This is a genomic window from Dolichospermum flos-aquae CCAP 1403/13F, from assembly GCF_012516395.1.
GTDB classification, from domain to species: Bacteria; Cyanobacteriota; Cyanobacteriia; order Cyanobacteriales; family Nostocaceae; genus Dolichospermum; species Dolichospermum lemmermannii.
In genome coordinates this window covers 3,660,811-3,682,739 of record NZ_CP051206.1, presented here as the reverse complement: position 1 = coordinate 3,682,739, position 21,929 = coordinate 3,660,811, and the positions used below count along the sequence as shown (strand labels likewise).

20 protein-coding genes, 1 tRNA gene and 1 pseudogene are annotated in these 21,929 nt (G+C 36.7%); 8 read left to right on the top strand and 14 right to left on the bottom strand.

Features of this window, described 5'->3' with window-relative positions:
• Positions 1–54 precede the first annotated feature (54 nt).
• Positions 55–1,335: an RNA-guided endonuclease InsQ/TnpB family protein gene (locus HGD76_RS17785; protein WP_371415566.1), complete on the top strand. Its 1,281-nt coding sequence runs from the start codon at positions 55–57 to the stop codon at positions 1,333–1,335.
• Here the strand turns inward: HGD76_RS17785 and queD are convergent.
• Together queD and HGD76_RS17775 are read right to left on the bottom strand one after the other, a co-directional pair.
• Entirely contained in the window at positions 1,274–1,783 is a 510-nt protein-coding gene (queD, locus tag HGD76_RS17780) for a 6-carboxytetrahydropterin synthase QueD (RefSeq protein ID WP_148765338.1), read from the bottom strand. The genes HGD76_RS17785 and queD overlap by 62 nt on opposite strands.
• Complete coding sequence (locus HGD76_RS17775) at positions 1,780–2,406, bottom strand: 7-carboxy-7-deazaguanine synthase QueE (protein WP_168696566.1); 627 nt, start codon at positions 2,404–2,406, stop codon at positions 1,780–1,782. The genes queD and HGD76_RS17775 overlap by 4 nt, the downstream gene beginning before the upstream one ends.
• A gap of 711 nt (positions 2,407–3,117) precedes the next feature.
• On the opposite strand from HGD76_RS17775, the pseudogene HGD76_RS17770 reads away from it, so the two are divergent.
• The 4 genes and pseudogenes from HGD76_RS17770 to HGD76_RS25505 form a co-directional block, all read left to right on the top strand.
• Positions 3,118–3,354, top strand: a pseudogene (locus tag HGD76_RS17770) (type I restriction-modification enzyme R subunit C-terminal domain-containing protein); the annotation flags it as partial.
• 39 nt (positions 3,355–3,393) lie between these two features.
• Positions 3,394–4,266 carry a DUF5677 domain-containing protein gene (locus HGD76_RS17765; RefSeq protein WP_168696565.1) on the top strand — a complete coding sequence of 291 codons (873 nt, stop codon included), beginning with the start codon at positions 3,394–3,396 and terminating at the stop codon, positions 4,264–4,266.
• A gap of 41 nt (positions 4,267–4,307) precedes the next feature.
• Complete coding sequence (locus HGD76_RS17760) at positions 4,308–4,532, top strand: type I restriction-modification system subunit M N-terminal domain-containing protein (protein ID WP_233466911.1); 225 nt, start codon at positions 4,308–4,310, stop codon at positions 4,530–4,532.
• Between the two features lie 6 nt (positions 4,533–4,538).
• Positions 4,539–4,700 (top strand): hypothetical protein, encoded by a 162-nt coding sequence (locus HGD76_RS25505; RefSeq protein ID WP_233466910.1) that lies wholly within the window; start codon positions 4,539–4,541, stop codon positions 4,698–4,700.
• 17 nt (positions 4,701–4,717) lie between these two features.
• Here HGD76_RS25505 and HGD76_RS17755 read toward each other — a convergent pair.
• From HGD76_RS17755 to HGD76_RS17720, 8 genes are all read right to left on the bottom strand, one after another.
• Positions 4,718–4,791, bottom strand: a tRNA-Val gene (locus HGD76_RS17755).
• A gap of 69 nt (positions 4,792–4,860) precedes the next feature.
• Complete coding sequence (locus tag HGD76_RS17750) at positions 4,861–5,640, bottom strand: photosystem II electron transport protein, Sll1252 family (protein WP_168634168.1); 780 nt, start codon at positions 5,638–5,640, stop codon at positions 4,861–4,863.
• A 75-nt stretch (positions 5,641–5,715) separates the two neighbouring features.
• The gene (locus tag HGD76_RS17745; protein ID WP_168696564.1) at positions 5,716–6,216 is read right to left on the bottom strand and encodes a hypothetical protein; all 501 of its coding nucleotides are present in this window, start codon (positions 6,214–6,216) and stop codon (positions 5,716–5,718) included.
• A gap of 18 nt (positions 6,217–6,234) precedes the next feature.
• Complete coding sequence (locus tag HGD76_RS17740) at positions 6,235–6,618, bottom strand: hypothetical protein (protein ID WP_168650295.1); 384 nt, start codon at positions 6,616–6,618, stop codon at positions 6,235–6,237.
• 313 nt (positions 6,619–6,931) lie between these two features.
• Entirely contained in the window at positions 6,932–8,950 is a 2,019-nt protein-coding gene (locus tag HGD76_RS17735; protein WP_168696563.1) for a TolC family protein, read from the bottom strand.
• Positions 8,951–9,059: 109 nt separating this feature from the next.
• A complete protein-coding gene (kaiC, locus tag HGD76_RS17730; RefSeq protein ID WP_015081530.1) occupies positions 9,060–10,616 on the bottom strand; it encodes a circadian clock protein KaiC in 1,557 nt (518 codons plus the stop codon).
• Positions 10,617–10,781: 165 nt separating this feature from the next.
• On the bottom strand, positions 10,782–11,096 hold the full coding sequence (gene kaiB, locus HGD76_RS17725; RefSeq protein ID WP_148765324.1) for a circadian clock protein KaiB: 315 nt from the start codon (positions 11,094–11,096) through the stop codon (positions 10,782–10,784).
• Positions 11,097–11,189: 93 nt separating this feature from the next.
• The gene (locus tag HGD76_RS17720; RefSeq protein WP_168696562.1) at positions 11,190–11,768 is read right to left on the bottom strand and encodes a KaiA family protein; all 579 of its coding nucleotides are present in this window, start codon (positions 11,766–11,768) and stop codon (positions 11,190–11,192) included.
• Between the two features lie 720 nt (positions 11,769–12,488).
• Here HGD76_RS17720 and HGD76_RS17715 point away from each other — a divergent pair.
• On the top strand, positions 12,489–15,722 hold the full coding sequence (locus HGD76_RS17715; protein ID WP_168696561.1) for an ATP-binding protein: 3,234 nt from the start codon (positions 12,489–12,491) through the stop codon (positions 15,720–15,722).
• 1,535 nt (positions 15,723–17,257) lie between these two features.
• Here HGD76_RS17715 and HGD76_RS17710 read toward each other — a convergent pair.
• A complete protein-coding gene (locus HGD76_RS17710; protein ID WP_168696560.1) occupies positions 17,258–19,087 on the bottom strand; it encodes an ArnT family glycosyltransferase in 1,830 nt (609 codons plus the stop codon).
• Positions 19,088–19,308: 221 nt separating this feature from the next.
• Positions 19,309–19,908 carry a hypothetical protein gene (locus HGD76_RS17705; RefSeq protein ID WP_168696559.1) on the bottom strand — a complete coding sequence of 200 codons (600 nt, stop codon included), beginning with the start codon at positions 19,906–19,908 and terminating at the stop codon, positions 19,309–19,311.
• A gap of 152 nt (positions 19,909–20,060) precedes the next feature.
• Between HGD76_RS17705 and HGD76_RS17700 the strand changes: the two genes are divergently transcribed.
• Together HGD76_RS17700 and HGD76_RS17695 are read left to right on the top strand one after the other, a co-directional pair.
• A complete protein-coding gene (locus HGD76_RS17700) occupies positions 20,061–20,393 on the top strand; it encodes a DUF565 domain-containing protein (protein WP_015081524.1) in 333 nt (110 codons plus the stop codon).
• A gap of 4 nt (positions 20,394–20,397) precedes the next feature.
• Complete coding sequence (locus tag HGD76_RS17695) at positions 20,398–21,435, top strand: glycerate kinase (protein WP_168696558.1); 1,038 nt, start codon at positions 20,398–20,400, stop codon at positions 21,433–21,435.
• Here the strand turns inward: HGD76_RS17695 and HGD76_RS17690 are convergent.
• Both HGD76_RS17690 and HGD76_RS17685 read right to left on the bottom strand, forming a co-directional pair.
• The gene (locus HGD76_RS17690; RefSeq protein ID WP_148765312.1) at positions 21,428–21,640 is read right to left on the bottom strand and encodes a type II toxin-antitoxin system HicA family toxin; all 213 of its coding nucleotides are present in this window, start codon (positions 21,638–21,640) and stop codon (positions 21,428–21,430) included. The genes HGD76_RS17695 and HGD76_RS17690 overlap by 8 nt on opposite strands.
• Positions 21,630–21,857, bottom strand: coding sequence for a type II toxin-antitoxin system HicB family antitoxin (locus HGD76_RS17685; RefSeq protein ID WP_015081521.1), 228 nt, complete (start codon positions 21,855–21,857; stop codon positions 21,630–21,632). The genes HGD76_RS17690 and HGD76_RS17685 overlap by 11 nt, the downstream gene beginning before the upstream one ends.
• Positions 21,858–21,929: the final 72 nt, after the last annotated feature.

Sequence of the window (21,929 nt, the reverse complement as noted above, 5' to 3'; positions counted from 1 at the left end):
ATACTCTAACATAGTAAATATAGATGAATCAATAATTCACGGAAGGTAATTCAAGTGTTTGGTTGTCAACAGGTTTTACTTCATAGCGATAATGAAACAAAAGCTATTATTGAGTATCTATGTCATGAATCGAATAGCCTTTATAATTGTTCTGTTTATTATGCACGACAAATTTGGTTTAAAACCGGGAAAATAGTCAGCGGTTTTGATTTAACCGCTCAAATGAAAAACAATAAACATTTTCATGCTGGCTATGCTTCGGCAATGCAACAAACTTGTTTAAGTGTTGGTGAGGCTTTCAAATCATTTAAACAATTACTAGCAAAATCTAAAAAAGGGGAATTAAACCAAAAACCGAGAGTACCTAATTATAGAAAACCCGGAGGTTTATTTACTGTCACGTACCCAAAAAAATGGTTAAAATTAGTAGATAATTTAATTAGGTTTCCACTAGGTAATCAAGTCAAAGCATGGTTTGGGATAACTGAATTTTTCTTACCAATGCCTTCAAATCTGGAATGGTCTGACATGAAAGAAATTCGCATACTCCCTAGAAACCGTCAATTTTATGCTGAGTTTGTTTATCAAACTGAAAAGTCGATTATTGAGATTGACAAGTCTAAAGTAATTGGCATCGACCACGGTATCGATAATTGGTTAACTTGTGTTTCCAACGTGGGAACATCCTTCATAATCGACGGATTACATCTAAAATCTTTGAACCAATGGTATAACAAAACAGTTGCCAACATCAAAGAAGGAAAACCCCAGGGTTTTTGGTCTAACCGACTTGCAGCGATTACCGAAAAGCGTAACCGTCAAATGCGAAACGCTGTTAATAAAGCTGCAAGAATTGTCATCAACCATTGCATAGACAATAAAATTGGCACGATTGTTTTTGGATGGAACCAGAGGCAAAAAGACAGTGCTGATCTGGGCAAAAAGAACAATCAAAAGTTTGTTCAAATACCAACAGCTAAACTCAAAGGACGCATAGCCCAATTATGCGAACAATCGGGTATTGTTTTTGTGGAAACTGAAGAGAGTTATACCTCAAAAACATCGTTTTTAGATAATGATGTTCTACCTACATTTGGTGCAAAACCCGAAGGGTGGAAATCTAGCGGAATTAGGATTACTAGAGGTCAATTTAGAACCTCAACTGGAATCAAAATAAATGCAGACTGCAACGGCGCAGTTAACATAATCAAAAAAGTAGCTGCGATATTTAAGTTTGACTTAAGTGGAGTAGGTAGAGGCGCTTTAAGTGCGCCTAAGAAAGTTCTTTTGTGGACTCTTCAGAAATCCCCGCGTCTTCAGACCGGGGAATCTTAACATCATCATTTTGACGAGATTGCAGTAAATTCAAACTTTCACCAGAATTCAACCAACCAGATATGCGGGTTTTGGAATACAAACAGATAGAAGTGCAAGTTTCATCAATTCTCACTGCTGTTAATCCCGCTAATCCTGCTTGTTCTAATTTTTCATAAATCCAAGCAGCAATTGCTTCGCTGGTTGGTGATTCCAAACCCATAGATTCATTTAAATAATAGTGATCTAAATAATTCTCAAGCAAGGGTTTGAGATATTTTTTAATATCTGAATAGTCCATTACCATACCCTGTTTAGCACCTTTTGTTATTAAGGTATCACCAGCTACATAAACAACTCCACGCCAACTATGTCCATGCAGCCTGGAGCATTTACCATCATGGTAAGGTAATTTATGTGCTGCTTCAAAGCGGAATTCTTTAGCCAGTAGCCACTGATGATTGGTCATTGTACCCCGATATACTTGTGTGTTTGTAAGGATAGTTTATAATCAGGTTTTTGTTGTAATATCTGCAAAATCAGTGGGATTGATTTCGACGAACTGTTCCACTCAGGTTGTAAGTAGACAAGCAAATTAGGGTGAGTAGATAGATGTTCTTGGTAAAAATCAATTTCTCCACCAGTCTCTATGACTATCTTAACTTCGTTAGCTTGACTCCAAAACTGACTTTTTACTGGGTATTTAGGGTTAATATGTTCTTTGGGAGATAGAGTAATCCAAGCTGCTGGGGAAACTTCTTGCCAAAAAGAGCCTGATGTTTCAATGCTAACTCGTTTGTCCGCGGCTAATAAAGCTTGAACTAAGTCAGGTAAATGCTTGTGAATGAATGGTTCTCCGCCAGATATTACCACTCTGGGAGATTTGATTTCCGCTAGAAGTTCAGCTATGGGACGTTCTACTCGTGGTAAATTCGCTCTTGGGTCAGCATAACCAGTATCGCACCAAGGACAACCGACTGGACAACCTGATAAGCGAATAAAGTCTACTAAGCAACCAGTCCAGTATCCTTCTCCCTGAACTGTACTTTGAAAAGTTTCATGAATCGGTAACTTGATTTCTAACAGCGACATTTTTAAAATCCATAACCAATCTAGTTATAAGCTTGCCATATAAAGCTTTATATTTAAAAATACTTAATAAGAGGTTAAAAAAACAACAATTTACAAATTATTAAAAAAAAGAGAAACATCAAGATGAAGTTCTGACACGACAAGGGTAGAAAGAAGTAAATTTACCTTTTACCGTTACCTTGTTTCTGCCTTGATGTTTCCTACTGTGCTAGATGTGAATAATATACATTGTTTGATTTTAGAGAGAAGTATTGGAATTATCACTTTTTATGTAAAAAAACTACTTTAGTTACGAATAAATCTCTCGTAAGTATGATTTTTTGAATATTTTTGGTACTTTTGAGTAATCATGAAGAAAATATAGAAATTATAATTACTCCTCCTAATTAAAGAGAAAACACCAATTATTAGTTATGATTTGTTACATTACCCTAGCTGGCTAAAGCTAAAAAGCCAGAAGTGTTGAATGTTAACATTTTGAGGATTGTGTCCAAGTTGTGAATTGGTATTGGTGATACCAAATTTGATCAATTAATGACTCTATTCTCAATAGACAATGGATTTTACCTGGGTAAAACGCAAAGATTGTAAAGTTTTATTGCAGGATTCGACACTTGTGCTAAAAAGCATACTAGACTATTACTGTATAGTCAAATACAAACACAGTAATACTCTGCAAAGAAGAATGTACTAAAGGATGCTGTACCTGATTATGAGGATGTGGTAAAGCGTCAGTTTGAGAATTTTATTGCCAAACACCAGTATAATGCTAATCAGATTAATTTTTTTAGGGCTGTGCAGAGTGTGTTTTTACACAAGCGGAGGTTAGAGGTGGCTGATTTGTATGAGGGGGCTTTGGCCAGGCTTGGGAAAAATGCCGTTGATAGGTTTTTTTCTGATGATGAGGTGGATAATTTGTTGGCGTTTACGGAATTTTTGGCGGCTTAGTTTACTGTAATTAAGTAATTAATAAACTTAGGAGTAATTATGGAGAGTAAATCAATTTTAGATATTTTGTTAGAATTAAAGCCTTATCTAGATGAAATATCAAAAGGCTACATAGAAAAAGAAACAAAGCACTGCATGATATTAAAATCAGCTTTAAGGAAAAATATTGAGTTTAATCTATTTGTGTGGCAACAAAAACAAGAAAATCAAGACAAAAATTCTTTTTTTTCTGTTGCTACCCTAAGAGGAATATGCGAAGATATAATTACTTTAAATTTTCTTAATACTCTTAACAAGAATGATAGAAATAATATCATTGACAATCTTTTTCATCTAGATTTTCTAAAAACATCCGTAGTGCAATCAGATTTTTTTGAAAAAAACAGACCATTACAACCTATTTTTAAAAAAATATCTGACCAATCAAAACTAGAGTTGGAAATTTCTCAATTAGAAAATAATATTAAAAATATAGCTAACAACTATCCCAATTGGAAGCCAGACAAATATAAACTTTTGCCTTCGGTTAAGAAAATGGCTGAATTTTGTGATTTAGAAGAATTATATGATTACTTGTATGCAGCAACGTCTAGGTGGGTTCATTTCAATACAAATATTCTTTTAAGAATGGTGTGGTATGAAGAAGAGAAACAAGATTTATTTTATACAACATCAACCGAAAATTTTTATAGATATTATCTAGAATTTAACAGATTCTATGCTAGTTACCTCTTGGTTAAATTTTATGATATTTTTCAAAAAGAATTGCTTTTTCCACAAGATTGTGAAAATTTAATAGAAGAAATTAGAATTATTCACCAAAAAACTCCAAGGTGGCCTGAGTTAATTACTTTTGAGGAAATGAATATTCAGCCTCCATCCAGTTTTCAATATGGATTATTTAATATATAAACTCCATGATGAATGATGCTAGACGAGAAGAATAACCAATAATGCTAACCCTAACCGACCCCAATTTAAAATCAAAAGTAGACCTCCTGTGGGATAAACTCTGGACAGGAGGCTTATCCAACCCAATGGATGCTATCAAACAATTTTCATTTCTCCTCTTCCTCAAACGATTAGACGAAACCGAAGATTTGAACAAACGTCAAGCCAAACGCCGCACAGAAGATTATCAGCCCAAAATTCCCCTAGAAATGCGTTGGCGAAATTAGACACAGATGAAAGCGGAGGATGCTTTAAATGATCCCAAAAATAAGGTTTTCCCCTGCTTGAAAGAAATGGGTAATTCTGACAACGAGGAAGAAAATGATGTCACTACTATTAAAACGACAAAAATTTGTCCTAACGACACTAAATTGTCACCGACGACATATAATTAGTCACTGTACAAAAAATATGGACGGTATTGGACTCGAACCAACGACCCCATCGATGTCAACGATGTACTCTAACCACCTGAGCTAACCGTCCGTAATCAACACAGATTAACAATCTATCATATAAAATATAATCTGTCAATCCCTAAAACCAAAATTTTATCTACATATATCTAGTCAATTGCACCCGATAGCGATCCTTTTTCGTCACCGCAATTTCCCCAACTTCCAATCGCCCCTTCCCCCGAATAGCGATTAAATCCCCTGTTTTAACATGGGAACTGGCTTGGGTGACTTCCTTCCAATTGACACGCACATCATTAGAATCAATCAAATCTACCATCTTACTGCGGGACATCCCAAACCCAGCCGAAGCCACCGCATCTAACCGCAAAGAAGCTTCCACAGTCGTCATTTCCTTCTTCTTAGGTTCACGGATTTTTAACTCATTAATCTCAATGCGTCGAGTTTTCACCGGCACAGAACGCACCTGTTGCAAACTCATCTCTAAAAATTCTACTAATTCAGGGACAACAATCACCTGCGCCCCTCTTTCTCCCAACACAATTACATCTCCCGTTTTTTCCCGCACAATTCCTGTTCCCAGCATTGCGCCTAAAAAATCTCGGTGATTTGCGGTATCAAACAAGAAATTACCAGCAATATCTAAAGCCACAATCGCCACTTGAGACTGATCTAATGGTAAATCAGCACGAGCGATCGCTAACCTTTGTCTTTCCGCCTGTGGATATCCACCCCACGCTACCGAATGCACCTCCGTTAAGCGGCTAAATACCCGTTGAATTTCCGCTAACTCCGGCGGAGACAAAAAATCTGTAAATACCACTTCCCAGGTCTTTATAGCTTGATCTGCTTGATCAATTACACGGGCAACAGTATCGCGGTTTTCAACACCTTTTAAAAGTTCTTCTCTAGGTAGCATGGAATTATAGGAGTGACAGGGAGCAGGAGCAAATAGATCCCCGACTTCTCAAAGAAGTCGGGGATCTGGTATGTATTAATTAGTTTCCGCATAACCTTGAATATTTTCTGGTTCAAACTGGCGTAAAATACGAGTAGCTTGACGAGTCAGAGTTTCCGAACCCTGTACCACAATTAAATACTTACCTGCATCTAAACGATTGCGATAGGGTAAAGCATCACCACCACCCTCAAATAAACCCACGCCACCACCTACAAACACACTACCCATGGCACCGCTACCAGCGCCCAAGATGCCGCCTACCACATGATTTCCGATTTCCCCAGCCCAAGCGAAGGTATCTAAACCAGTGATGAGACTGAAGGTAAAACCAGCAAAAAAGCCAAATGGTACTAACCAAATCGCCATTAATTTTACTTGTTTTTTCGCCTGTTCTTTGGGGTCAATTAAACCAAACTCATCAGCACTTTTGTATCCTCTACCGAGAATAGTGCCATTTATGCCTTCTCTTTCTAAAGCTAAATCAGCGGCTTCGGCTTGGATGCGATCTGATAATACAGCAACAAGATAATTCATCAATTTTAAAATTCAGGATTAATGTGACTTTAGCAAATCCAAAGGCTCACAAAAATTATTCACACCTTGTTTAAGAATATAAATTAAAACGGGTGTAGCCAGACTTTTGGGAAAACTCGGTATTGTCCTCAGATGTACTATCATCTCTTGAATTGACCCATTTAACAAGTCTTCTCGATATTCTTGTTCACAAATTACCGCTCGCCATTTTTTGGCTAAGGCATCTAACCAATCGGAATTAGTTTGTTCTGGTTCTTGTCCAGCCCGAATAGCCAGAGTCATTACCGCATCTTCTAAATCTCCATCGCAATCCTCTATCAAGTCTAATGCTTCCATTGCTTGAGGATCATCTACCAAATGAGAACGAAATTTTGCAATCTCTTGTGATGTAACTTTAGTCATGAGTTTTTGACTAGACCGGGGTTTGAAAACTATTTTACAACATTGGGAATAGTGATAGGTATACTCAACACGGCTTAATTATTTGATTTTGCGGGTAGGGGTAAAGCAAGAGCTTCATTGGTGTCAAATTAGGCTAAAAATGGCTTATTTGTTGGCTGACAAACCCGCCCGGAACTTAAGTTCCGGTCTAAAAGCTAAAGTGCGTTAAAACGCACTCTGAATGTTAGAATAGTCGGTTTTAACCGACTTTAGCTTTTAGACAGGGAATTTATTCCCTGGCTGGCTTTAAGTTGACCCATTTACCCATCACCTCTTACTTGACTCCTGAGTTCTGTAATTGATTTAAACCCCTGGATGTAACATATCTTTGTAATTCTGTTAAAGCACGGTTGTAATCCAAGATGGCTTTGACGCGATTACCTTCAGAACGGGTGAGGTCATTTAATGCGTTAATTACATCAGTTTGAGTCCCGACACCGGCTTGGAATCTCAACCGCGCTAACCGCAGAGACTCTTTAGCTTGTTCTAAAGCCACATTAGAAGTTTGTACATTTTCCAAATTTGATGCTTGGGTAGAATATGCTTGTTCTACTTGAAAGCGGATTTGGTTGCGCTGTTCAGAAAACCGATTTTCGTTGATTGCAATATCGGTTTTAAATTGGGCTGCTCTGGCTTTTGCTGCTCCCCCATCATATAAATTGAGACTAGCCTGCAATCTCACAGAATAACCATCAACCACGCTTGTTCCATCATCAAATTGATCGAATAAGTTATACTGACCGAGTAAACTTACCTGGGGACCTAGAGATGCTAAGGCCTGTTTTCTTTGAGCCTCACTAATATTCCGATCTGCTAAAGTTTGTTGTAGTTCAGGACGATTTTGATAAGCCAAAACGATACTTTGTTCTAGTGGCTGTTGCCATAAACCTGCCAATTTGACAGGATCGGACGCAGTAATACTCACTGACTGGGGCAAATTCAACAGTGGTGCTAACTTACGGCGGGCAATTTGTTGTTGAGAAAAGGCACTAGTTAAGTCCTGTTGGGAGTTAGCTAAATTTACCTGCGATCGCAACACATCGAAACGAGTCCCCACACCAGCCCGTTCTAAAGCCACTGCATCTTTCAAACTAGCCTGGGCATTATTTACAGCTGACTGGGAAATTCTCACATTTTCATCAGCTTGTTGCAAGTCATAATATGCCTTAGATACATCTAGCCGAATTTGCTCAGATTGCCTTTCCACATCCAACTCCTGCTTACGTATCCGTTCCTGAGCTTCTTTAATAGCCCCATTACGTCTACCAGAAGTATAAAGATCATATCTTATCTGTCCTGTACCAGTAAACGCCGTAGTAGAAGAAGCATCATCTACCGATAATCCAGCATCCTGTTGTCTTTTAACACGCAATGTATCGCTAACAGTGCGACTATTCTCAACATTCGCATTCAAATCTACACTGGGTAGGAAAGCGGCTTGCGCCTCGCGGAGAACTGATTTACTCCGTTGTAGTTGTAGTACAGACACTTGTAAATCATTATTATTCCGTTTAGCCAGTTCCAGAGCCTGTGACAAACTAATTGGCTGAGTTCCTTGAACCTTCACTTCCTCTGCTTGGGTCGGATATAGCAGCGGATTAGGACTAGGATTCAAATCATTAGGAACATTAGGAAAATCTACGGGCTGACTAGGTGTAGGTTGTACATTCTCCACGGTGGGAGGTGTAGGCTTTACATTCTCTGCCGGAGGTGTACTGGTTTCTGAAGTAGTAGGAACAGTTGTTTGTGCTATCCAAGTATCAGTATTTTGAGGTAAGCAGGTATTAGAAGCAAGTAGTAAAGCCGCTTGACTCTTGGGCTGAGACTGTGGACAATTGCCAGATTTTAGTAACTTTGCTACCTCTACATCACCTTGCTGATCAGAGTTACTTAAATTACTTGATTGTGGATTACTAACAGCCAGAAAATTATTATTTGATAAATCAGAAAAACCGACAAATCTACTGTGATCTTGTTTAGAAATTTTTTCTCCGTCAATGCTGAGATAATTGTCAGCAACAACTACAGGTAGACCGTGGTTGCCGATAGGCTGGATACTACCTTGACTGAAATAATTAGCAGGTAATAATCCTGGGTTACTTTTAACGTTACTTTTGGGCTGTAGGCTATTGTCTGTGAATGAATTCCCACTATTAGTAGAAATTAACACACTAGGAGAAGACGTTAGCTGTAACTGACTTACTTGAATAACATTAGCCCAAGCGGGCTGAGTTGTTAATACTGCTGCTGTCACACCAGGTAAGAAACAATGGAATAATTGCTGTCCTTTCACCGCATCCCCTCACACAAAAAATATTAATTTAGCGGCAGAATACTTGTCTTCACCACAAAATATAGCACGATCTAGAGATTTAGGCAGAAATATCGGACTATACCCTGTGTTAAACATCTGAACTCGGTTTGTCTTCAAAACGTTTGACAATCCGAGAAAGTTCTGCTTTTTCGTTTATAGTAACGCGGTTAGGCGCACCACTAATAATTCGCTCATAGTTACGGAATGAATCTTTAATATCAGGACCATCTGCCGTAATATTATATTCACGAATTCCCTTATCGTGCCACGAGCCGCGCATTTTAAATACGTTAATTGCCCGTGACATTTCTCCCCGAATTTCTACATATTGTAACATCAAAATTGTGTCTGTAATCGTAGAAATGTGGGAATCAGTAATGGAATTAGAACCCAGAAATTGATCTGTAGTATTGGTAAAGAAACCAGTAATCTCTTCTTGTTTAGCATAACCTGTCACCCCAATTACAAACTGACGAAAAGCATTATTACTAACGCCTCTAGCCATTGCAGAAAGTGAATCAATGGCAATGCGAGCAGGTTTGAAATGGGAAATTTCTGATTTAATAATTTGTAAGTGATCTTCTAAACCAGTGGATTCAGGATAGGTACAAATAATTTTCAGTAATCCTTGATGTTCTAATTCTTCAAAATCAATTCCCCAGGAAGAAGCATTCCGGGAAAGTTGGGCGCGAGATTCTTCATAAGCAAATAATATGGCTCGTTCACCATTAACACAGCCATCTTGAATAAACTTACTCACTAATAAGGTTTTCCCAGTTCCTGTAGCTCCTGTGGCTAAAATAATCGAATCTTTAAAGAAACCACCACCACACATTTCATCAAGAATTTTCACTCCAGAAGATACGCGCACATTAGAAGATCGTTGTGTTAAACGCATTGCTCCCAAGGGGAATATATTGACTCCTTCATTGGTAATTGTGAAGGGATATTCGCCTTTCATGTGAGTTGTTCCCCGTAACTTGAGGATTTCAATAGTTCGGCGGCGACGTTCTCCTTCTAAGACGTTACGAGCAATTATTACATTATCAGAAACAAATTCTTCAACTCCAAAAGATGCTACTGGTCCATATTCTTCACCCCGTTCAGTGGTAATGATGGTGGTGACATTCAATAGTTTCAGCCGTGCTACTAACCGAAAAATTTCTCGCCGGACTACTCCTATCGCTTCATATTGTTGAAATATGGCGGTCATGGAATCAATGGAAACCCGTTTAGCTTTATATTTACGAATGGCATATTGTAAACGTTCAATTAGGGCTGATAAATCAAAATTACCTACGATATCTTGACCTTCAGGATCAGGAGATGCGTCGAGAATAAATAATTTACCTTCATCAATTAAACCTTGTAAATTCCAATCAAAAATATGGGCATTTTTAATAATGTCACTGGGTGATTCTTCAAATGTGACAAATACTCCTGGTTCGTCGAAGTAAGTGATGCCATTATAAAGAAATTGCAGTGATAATAAAGTTTTGCCAGTTCCTGAAGTTCCACTAACTAAAGTAGTTCTACCAACAGGTAAACCGCCATGACTAATATCGTCAAAGCCCTCGATCATCGTGCGAATTTTTTCGACACCAATAGGTATTTTTTTGGGTTCAGGTTGCTCTTTTTTATTCATGGTTTGTCTAATATGGATATTCAACCCAGGTTCTTAAAATCAAGAAAGTTTTTAATTATTTTTAATAACTAAATAAATATACCAAATTGCGGGTAAAAAAATTCCCGAATTTTCATCAAAGAATGGCTAACACCACGGCTTTACTCTTGCCTCCTGCATTTTGTGTTATTCTTTCCCATATTCTTCACTCAATTCTTCATACAGCAGATCCAACCCAATTAATACTCTTTCTCTATCTGTTAAATCACCAATAATTTTTCGCACAGGTGGGGGCAGAATTTTTGATAGTGTTGGTGTGGCGAGTATTTTATCCTCTTCGGCCAACTGGGGGTTTTTCAGGACATCAATTACTTTTAAAGCATAAACTCCTTGAAATTCTTCTTCTAAGATATTTTTGAGGGTTTTTAAAGCCCGCATTGAATTAGGGGTATTTCCTGCTACATATAGCTTGAGAACATAGGTCTTTTTAGCTTCATTCATACAATATAAACTCCTAAAAACATAGAGGTGAAAGACCAAAAGCCGTATTCTTTACATACACAATCAAGCATTAATTCATCATGAATGCAAATTCTACTTTGGAATATTCAACGGAATTTTAGCAACAGAACAGCGATAAATTTCACAAAGATGTGCCAAAATATCTATTAAGGTTAAACGGTAATCGAGCAATGTTTCATCACTTCTGCCTTCCATCCTTAATTGCTTAGAAAATTCATCAATGACTTCCATGTGCATTTCTATAATTTGTGGTATGGGAATACCTGTATAAAATAGGGTATTAACAAATTTATCAAGTTTTTCTGGTAGTGTTTTGTCACTGATAAAATAATTGATAATTATTTGACGGTAATCTGATTTAAGTGATTTTAAAATTTCCTGTTTTTCGATAGCAGCCATGTCCTGAAAATTTTGTGTCTTTTTTTCCTGGCTAACTGTAAAGAAATAATTATCTTTTTGATCTGGGTTTTGTGGCTGACAATGGGGCAAATAGTATATTTGACAAAGTATAGGTTGCCAGTAACATTGAGTGATGAATTTCTCAAGGAAGTTCCATATTTGAACAATTAAACTTTTGTGCCTCTCTTCTACAAATGGTCTATCGAGAATTTGTTTTATATTTGTTTGTAAAAGCAATATAGGTAATAACATCTACTATTTATAGATCATGAATTTTTGAAAGTGCAATACACAGTCACGCAATTAATTATACATAGCAGGGCTAAGTAGTATAACTGATAAATTCTTTGATGGCTCATTACATTGAGAGAGAGTCATGGCTAATGGATAGTATGAGGATATCCGACGGCAGATAGATGACATTATTTCACTTATTGATAAGATACTTAAACGAACTTAAAGAATTGTCGCATTTTAAATCATTATAATTCCTCAAGGTTCTAAAGCGAATCTTTGGAGCCATAATTATTGTTGTAGTTGTCACCATAGAAAATGATGATTTCCAATATCAGTAGCTTTTCTGGTAAATATGGTTACTTGCTCCGGGTAGAAACTCACATATTGGATCACAAGGGTAAAAATTATTGGTGATTGACTTCGAGACAATGTATGTCCATGACGGAGTGTGACCACAAGCTATAGCTAAATAGCTAGTACCGCAGGGCGGAAGTCAAAAGTCAAAACTAATATACAGTAGGCTTTTTGGCGATTGAATATGGTTGCTTCATTTACGCCGTGATGTACTAGTTTGAAGAGGTCTGTCAATTGTCACCAGAATCGCTGATAGCGTCGCGTAGCCATTCTCAATATTCCTGGAGGATATTGCTTCAGGCTTGAAAACTATCTAAACCAAGTGCTGATGGTAATGCTGAAGTTGATTACAAGCAGAAAGACCACCGAGGACTTATTTTAATGCTACAGTACCCACTTGATGAATTTATAGTAACTGTACCAATGTGCTGGGAAACGAATACTCTGGCAGCAGTGCTGGATATTTTTGTCGAAGAACAGTGCGATCGCTTGGTAATAGTTAATTCCCAACAATGCCCAATTGGTGTATTGTATTCTGCTCGATTACTGCCACAATTCTTAGCCGCGGATGCCGATAACCACCTCTTAAAGCATTTGCAACAACCACTCTCACAGGTGGATAAATCCCTCATAGCGCCAATACAGACCATACCAGCCGCAGCAAATCTGGAAAAATTTAGTTTATTTCTCAAGCATCAAGAAGCACAACAAAAAAGTAACTTAGATTGGGCGCTAGTTGATTCAGATGGTAAATATTTAGGAATCCTAAATACTTTAAGCCTATTAATATTGTTAGCTCAGAAGAAAATTTCCATTAGTTTAACCAAAGCAGAAGGAAGTCACAAATATGTGACAAACACCAAAACTTCTCCACACCAAAAAAACATCAAAGATACAGCCAATAAATGCCAGCCAAAAATACACAAGTCTATAGTCCACTTATTAGCTAGATTGCCCTGGCCAATGATGTTACAAACTGGTCAAGGCGAAGTAGTTATGCAAAACCTCCCTTGGTGGCAACAACTAGGAACATCAAAAGATCCTGAAGGCATTAGAAAACAGGTAGAGACTATACTTACTCCAAAATATATTTATACCAATCCTCAAGAAAATCAGAAAACCGATACTTTCACGACGCACAAACAAAGTATCTCACCGACAGTTTTTTCTCCTGACTCACCATCAGCTTTCCCTTTTTTGCAAGAACCATCTCTGCCTATAAATGACGGTTCTAACCACTGTGTTTTCGATAAGAAATTGGGTATTTGTACTTGTGTGGTGGAAATTAAAACTGGTCAGGAACGAGTTTGGGAATTTGCAAAAATTCCTTTAGATAGTAACGAGTTAAAAATTTGGGTTTCGGAGTCAGAATTACCAGAAAATTCAGAAGAACTATGGTTAATATTAGCCACAGATGTAACTGAACAACAACAACTTTGCAAAGAGTTGGCAGCAAAAAATGCCGATTTGATTCAACTCAATCGCTTAAAAGATGAATTTTTAGCTTGCATTAGTCATGAATTAAAAACACCGTTAACAGCAGTTTTAGGACTATCTCGCCTTCTGGTAGATCAACAGTTGGGACAATTAAATGAGCGTCAAGCTCGTTATGCTGGATTAATTCATCAAAGTGGTAGACATTTGATGAGTGTGGTGAATGATATTTTAGATTTAACGCGAATGGAAACGGGACAGATGGAACTTACCCTCACCTCGGTACAAATTCAAGTAGTATGTGAACGGGCTTTCTCAGACGTTAAAAACATTCATTATCAAACTCACAAAACTAAACAATCATCCCCAGCGGAAAATCGAAATTTATCTAATTCTAATCACCAATTTAGCCTAGTAATTGAACCAGGTTTAGAAGAAATGGTAGCAGATGAATTACGCTTGCGACAGATGTTAGTACATTTACTTTCTAATGCCTTTAAATTCACGGAAATATCTGGGGAAATTGGTTTACGGGTTAGCCGTTGGGAAGGCTGGATTGCCTTTACTATTTGGGATACAGGGATTGGAATTCCTGAACAACAACAACATTTAATCTTTCAAAAATTCCAGCAATTAGAAAACCCACTCACTCGTCAGTTTGAAGGAACGGGTTTAGGATTAGTATTAACTAGAGCTTTGGCTCGTTTACATGGTGGAGATGTCAGTTTCTTATCTCGTGAGGGGAAAGGGAGTCAGTTTACTTTGCTTTTACCTCCAAGTCCACCAAAAGCCAGTTTTAATGAGTCTGAAGACATAGCGACCAAGAGGGAAATAGGCAATATCATCAATTCTTCTCCTCAAAACCTCAATAGTTCTTCCCAAAGACTGGTGTTAGTAGTGGAAGCAGTAGCTCAATATATTGAAGAATTAACTGAACAACTTAAAGGTTTAGGTTATCGTGTTGTTATTGCTAGATCAGGAACAGAGGCACTAGAAAAAGCTCGACGTTTGCAACCAAAGGCAATATTTTTAAATCCTTTACTACCTTTACTTTCTGGTTGGGATGTGATGACTTTACTAAAATCTGATGTTTTAACTCGTCATATTCATGTTATTGTCACAGCCACAGCGGCCGAAAAGGAACAAGCATTTAATAAACAGGCTGATAGTTTTTTGAGTTTACCAATTAAGCATCAAGCATTGGCATCATTGTTAGAAAAAATATCAACAACAACTGAATTTAAGAATTCAGTGATGGAAAATCATCAGATCAATTCTCAAAATATTCCTTTGCGAATTCTCAGGTTAGTAAATCCGGAAATAGAGGCTATTAATCTCTACCCTTCTCTGCGAGAACATCGAGTTATTGAAGTAGATGATTTAGATCAAGCAGATTTATTAGCGCGAGTTTGGCAGTTTGATGTAATTTTACTAGATATGGAAATTTCTACTGCTCGCACTTATTTAGAACAATTAACAAAACATCAAAGATTGGCAACTTTACCATTGGTAACTTGTGATGTTGCGACTACTTTAGCTGCTTCCCAAATACCAGGATTGTCTGTATTTCCTTGTTTAAGTCCCTTAACACAGAAAAATAATCATCAAAATTATCAACAAGATGCTTTAGCATCTGTATTACAAATTGCTGCTGGTATTTGTTGTCCAATAAATATTTTAGTTGTAGATATAAGTATGCTGAGTGATTTATCCACGGTAAAACGCAAACCACTTAAAGATTATCAGTCAATCAAAAGTTCTTTTGTTAATTTTGAAGATGAGCAAATTAATCGAGGATATGAGTGGTTTCAAGCTTTAATTCAATACTTACAAACTGCTGGTTTTAGAGCTTCTATTGCCGGTTGTTGGTCGGAAGTTGTCCAACAAGTCAGTCATCAAAGTGTTGATTTACTTTTGATTTGCTTGAACGAGACGGCAATGAATAAGGAAGTACAAAAAGCTCTTGAATCATTAGGGAATTTACCATTTAATTTGCCGCCAATTTTGGTACTTGACCAGAAATTCAATGAACCCAATTATGGAAATGTAACAAAATCTCGGAAACAACGATATACATCTTCTGTAGAAACTGCGGTTCGGGGAATTGCTACCCAGATATTACCCCGTTCGATTTCAATGGAGGAACTATTAATTCAGATTAATCAATCTTTAGCAAATTAGACTATGATTTATTTGATTTATTTGATTCATTTGATTGTGATGATGGAAATAATCCTCACAATAATCAATCATCACATAAATCACATCAATCAAAAAAATCATAGTTTAAGATGATTATGATGATGAAAATAATCCTCACAATAATCAATCATCACATAAATCACATCAATCAAAAAAATCATAGTTTAAGATGATTATGATGATTTTATGTAATAATCACTTCAATCACAACAATCAATCATCACATAAATCACATCAATCAAAAAAATCATAGTTTAAGATGATTATGATGATGAAAATAATCCTCACAATAATCAATCATCACATAAATCACATCAATCAAAAAAATCATAGTTTAAGATGATTATGATGATTTTATGTAATAATCACTTCAATCACAACAATCAATCATCACATAAATCACATCAATCAAAAAAATCATAGTTTAAGATGATTATGATGATGAAAATAATCCTCACAATAATCAATCATCACATAAATCACATCAATCAAAAAAATCATAGTTTAAGATGATTATGATGATTTTATGTAATAATCACTTCAATCACAACAATCAATCATCACATAAATCACATCAATCAAAAAAATCATAGTTTAAGATGATTATGATGATGAAAATAATCCTCACAATAATCAATCATCACATAAATCACATCAATCAAAAAAATCATAGTTTAAGATGATTATGATGATGAAAATAATCCTCACAATAATCAATCATCACATAAATCACATCAATCAAAAAAATCATAGTTTAAGATGATTATGATGATTTTATGTAATAATCACTTCAATCACAACAATCAATCATCACATAAATCACATCAATCAAAAAAATCATAGTTTAAGATGATTATGATGATGAAAATAATCCTCACAATAATCAATCATCACATAAATCACATCAATCAAAAAAATCATAGTTTAAGATGATTATGATGATGAAAATAATCCTCACAATAATCAATCATCACATAAATCACATCAATCAAAAAAATCATAGTTTAAGATGATTATGATGATTTTATGTAATAATCACTTCAATCACAACAATCAATCATCACATAAATCACATCAATCAAAAAAATCATAGTTTAAGATGATTATGATGATGAAAATAATCCTCACAATAATCAATCATCACATAAATCACATCAATCAAAAAAATCATAGTTTAAGATGATTATGATGATTTTATGTAATAATCACTTCAATCACAACAATCAATCATCACATAAATCACATCAATCAAAAAAATCATAGTTTAAGATGATTATGATGATGAAAATAATCCTCACAATAATCAATCATCACATAAATCACATCAATCAAAAAAATCATAGTTTAAGATGATTATGATGATGAAAATAATCCTCACAATAATCAATCATCACATAAATCACATCAATCAAAAAAATCATAGTTTAAGATGATTATGATGATTTTATGTAATAATCACTTCAATCACAACAATCAATCATCACATAAATCACATCAATCAAAAAAATCATAGTTTAAGACAAGTTATCTAGTTTAGCTGTTTTCAAAGGAATGCGAATGAGATGATAAGCGCCTTTGGTGGCTAAGTTTTTGTAAGTATCAGGTGGTAAGTCCATTTCCTGAAATTTTCCCTGTTCAACTAAGATTAACAATGATGGTGGTCTGTTTTCTTGTGATGATTGCTTTTGAATATATTCAAGAGCTTGTTGAGAAAATTTAATGTAATTAACGTTTTTGCGCGTGTAGAAAGTCACGGTAGGTTTTTTGAACCCAACCATAATTAATTCTTCATTGGGTTGTTTTGATTCAACAATTAGGGCTGATAATTCTCTCAGAGGTAGTTGACGCTGTTGGTCCATAATCAAAACAGCAGGCATTAAAGCAATAGCAATAAAGGCTATAAATCCTAATAAATTAATTGTAATTATCTGTTGATAACGGTGACTTAATATTAAGATAGCCGAAGTAACTGTAGATAGTAACCAAATTATTCCCGCAAATTTGAGGATTCCTGATTTCTCCATTTGTACGTATAATTCAGGAGCAGCAGGATCAGGCCCAGCAATTTGGGTAAGATTAAAGAGGGCAATGGAAATAACTGTTAGAAAAGCTACGTTTACCCAAGCACTGATGCGTAAAAATTTGGGAGGAGTTGGAGTTTGTGAATTGGGGAAAAGATCACTCCAAAATAATGCCACAAGAATAGCTGCTGCTGGCATTAAGGGTAATACATAACTGGGTAATTTGGTAACAGAAATTGTGAAAAATCCAAATACACCCAAAAACCATAAACAGACAAATAAACCTAATTGTTGAGAGCGTTCTTGCTTTAACCACTGCGATCGCTGCAAAAGATTTACTCTAACTAGAGCCGCGGGGATGTACACTGAATATGGTGCAAAGCCCAACAAAACGACTAAAAAGTAAAAATACCAAGGGGCTGAATGGCCATTAACAACTTCGGTAAAACGGTCTATATTGTGATAGATAAAAAAGGCATTAATAAAATTCCAGCCGTTGCGCCAAGTTACCAAAACATACCAAGGAAGTGAGATAACTAAAACTATCCCCATTCCCAAAATCGGCCGCATTTCTCGCCAAAGTTCCCAAAATTTCCCCACATACAAGGCAAAAGCAATCATAATTATTCCTGGTAAGACAATGCCTACAGGACCTTTAGTTAATATTGCCCCAGCAATTAAGACATAACTTGCTAAATACCATTTATTGGGAAGTCGCCAATTAGCAGTGACGATTGGGGAATTATTCTGAGCATATCCCAGGAAAAAACATAATAAAGTTGAACCTATACAGCCATTGAGTAACATATCAGAAACCCCGGCTCTGCCCCAAACAATCATTTCTGCGTTGAGTGCCATTAAAGCAGCGGCAATGGCGGCTGTAAAGTAACGTCTGGGCAAATTAGTAACTTGTTCTAATTCATCTTTTTTGGCAAAGTACCACTGCACAGTGTAAAATGCCAAAGCAATTACGCCCATTGCTGCCAATGCTGAAGGGATACGCACAGCCCATTCATTTACTCCCATAATAGAGTAAGCGATCGCTTGACACCAATAAATTAAAGCAGGTTTATCAAAGCGAGTTTCACCATTAAAAAACGGCGTAATCCAATCACCAGTTACCAGCATTTGTCGGGAAGCTTCCGCAAACAGCGGCTCAGTCTCATCAATTAAGCCCACATTACCCAAATTCCAGCCAAAAGCTATCCAACCAATTACCAATAACCACAGGGACGAAACAGCCACAGCTAGGACTGGACGCTGTTCTAAATTATTCAACCACTTATCCACCACTTGCCAAGAAACACTCAATTTTATACTCATGAATTCATACTTAAAGACACTGAAATCGCGTCCTGCCAATACACAATAGTTTACAATTCAAAAAAACTCCTGAACTCCTTCCTTCTTCCTCCTGAACTCCTGAACTCCTGAACTCCTGACTCGGTGACTCGGTGACTCCTGACTCGGTGACTCCTGACTCGGTGACTCGGTGACTCCTGAACTCCTGACTCGGTGACTCCTGACTCCTAACCTCTCCAATATCACCTATTTTGTAACACTAACTGCCATTCTTGAGTTTGCGGATTCCATTGGGGAGAGGAAGTTTCTCCCACAACATAGGGACCCCAATAACGTCGAGAACCATCTTGAGCAAAAGCCACCAAAATATCACCTTTCTCAAGTCTTAAATTAGCTTGAGGTAAAGATAAAACTAACCCGCTCTCACTTCCTTCTTCAGGAGCAAAATCCCAATGAGCCGGAATATCAGATTTAGATTTATTCGCAGTCGCACTTTTGAGGGATGATTGTCTAGCTAACAATGCTAGACGGACAGGTTGAGTAGTTTTGTTGCTAATGCGAAGCAATCCAGCAGCCTTGTTTTTACTATCAGAGTTAACCTGATAGGCTACAACTGTGGACTGATTTTTTTGCGGACTTGATTCTACTGAGTCACTTGGTGTACTATCTAAGTTAATTTCATCCCCATTTTTACCACTATTTGTCATCATAGATGGGGTTGTTTCTGGATTTGTAGACTGAAAAGATATCCGCATATCTAAGCATCCTGTCATGATCCCCACCAATCCTAAGGCAGAAAGACTGATAATGAAGTTACCATACCGATCAAGGAAGTTTTTCATAATGATATAGCTTTAGAAATAAGATTTTTTGTAAGCTAAACCCGATGGTTACAAATGATCCCCAACCGTAATTAGAGTGGTTTAATTAGGTTCTCCAAAATAAATTATCCAGTTTCATCAAGTCAAAACGACTTTTTCTGTTCCCTATTCCCATGCAAAATACTCGCTTGAACAACCTATTAGAAACAATTTTCAGTAGCTTGAGTGAATGGTTTCTGAATCCTTGGCGGCGGTTATCGCTAATACTAATTAGTTTTTTGTTTGGCTTTTTTTTGGGATCAGCAGTATCAACAACCGCTGGACAAAAGGCAGAATTAGACATTGTGGTTGCTGGATTTTTAGTGCTACTGACTGAAATTACCAGTAGAATATTTTACAGTCGGAGTTTTTTTGTTCGCCAAGCATTTTGGGTAGAAATACTCAACTATCTCAAGGTTGGTTTTATCTACAGTCTATTTCTAGAAGCGTTAAAACTGGGTTCGTGATTTTATGAGTAGTGAATGGTTGAGTCAAGTTTTAACAACAGACACATCTTGGCAAGTGTCAGCACAAGCCGCAGCATTGGCAGATCCTTTGCGAGCTAAGGTGTTTAATATTACTTCTGATAATGTGGCTGAAGTTATCCAAAGGAGAGGGGATTTACTGAAGTTAGTTTTCCCTAATTTTAGTCAATTTTGTCAAACTACCCTAAAAATTCAACCGCCAAAAGTGTTACAGGTATTGTGGGATTTATGGCTACCCTTGGGAATCCAAATTGCAGCACAACGTCAACAGTTAGGGAAACCTTTTGTCCAGGGAATTTTAGGCACACAAGGAACTGGTAAAACTACAATGTCCCAGATACTGGGTTTGATTCTCCAGCAGTTAGGATATCGGACGTTAAGTTTGTCTTTGGATGACTTGTACAAAACTTATAGCGAGCGTTTGGCTTTAATGCAGCAAGATCCCCGTTTAGTTTGGCGTGGTCCCCCTGGAACCCACGATATTCACCTAGCTTTCAGTGTACTCGATCAGATTGCTCAAAGCAAGAGTCCTGTGATAGTTCCTAGATTTGATAAATCTGCCTATGGAGGTATTGGCGATCGCACTACTCCTGAAGTTATCACAAATCCTATAGATATTGTTCTGTTTGAAGGCTGGTTTGTGGGCGTAAAACCAATTCCTCCTAAAGTGTTATTAACTCCACCACCACCTATTCTTACAGACGTAGACAAACAATTTGCCTCTGATATGAATAATCAGCTAAAAGATTATTTACCACTGTGGGAAAGATTAGATAGTTTAATAGTTCTTTATCCCACAGATTACCGTTATTCTTTAGCATGGCGCAAGCAAGCAGAAAGACAAATGATTGCTGCTGGTAAATCAGGAATGAGTGACGCAGAAATAGAAGAATTTGTAAATTATTTTTGGCGTTCTTTACATCCCGAATTATTCATTAATCCCTTAATTCAATCATCATCTGTTGATTTAGTAATTGAAATTAATGCTGATCATAGTTTTGGGAAAATTAGAAAAGCTATCTGAGATTATTAAATTCATCTTCTGTAATTTCTAATTGTTTAAGAATTTCCTGGAATAGCCAACTGCCGATTTCAGCATTTCCATGAATAGGAATAGTTGTTGCGCGACCATCGGGATGCTTCCAGCGAGCATGACTACCTTTTTGACGAATTTTCTCAAAGCCTAATTTTTTGGCAACTTTTTCTAAAGTTTTGGCTTTAGCTGGCATAAGCAATAGTTACCTCAATATCATTAGGTAAGGATTTACCAGCCTCTAAATATTCTGCTGATATCATTTCAAAAACATGGTTTAACTCTGAACGAGCTTCTTCATGGGTTTTTCCCCACGCATGACATCCTTTAATTGCTGGAACGTAAGCAACAAATGTTCCATTATCATCGGGGCGTAAAATAATTGTATAGTCAATTAGTTTTTTGTTTATCATATTATTTCCTATTAAATACTTGTGATTAAAAAGGCGAATTTCCCGACTCATGGGCGAGGAAACCCCGCCTCT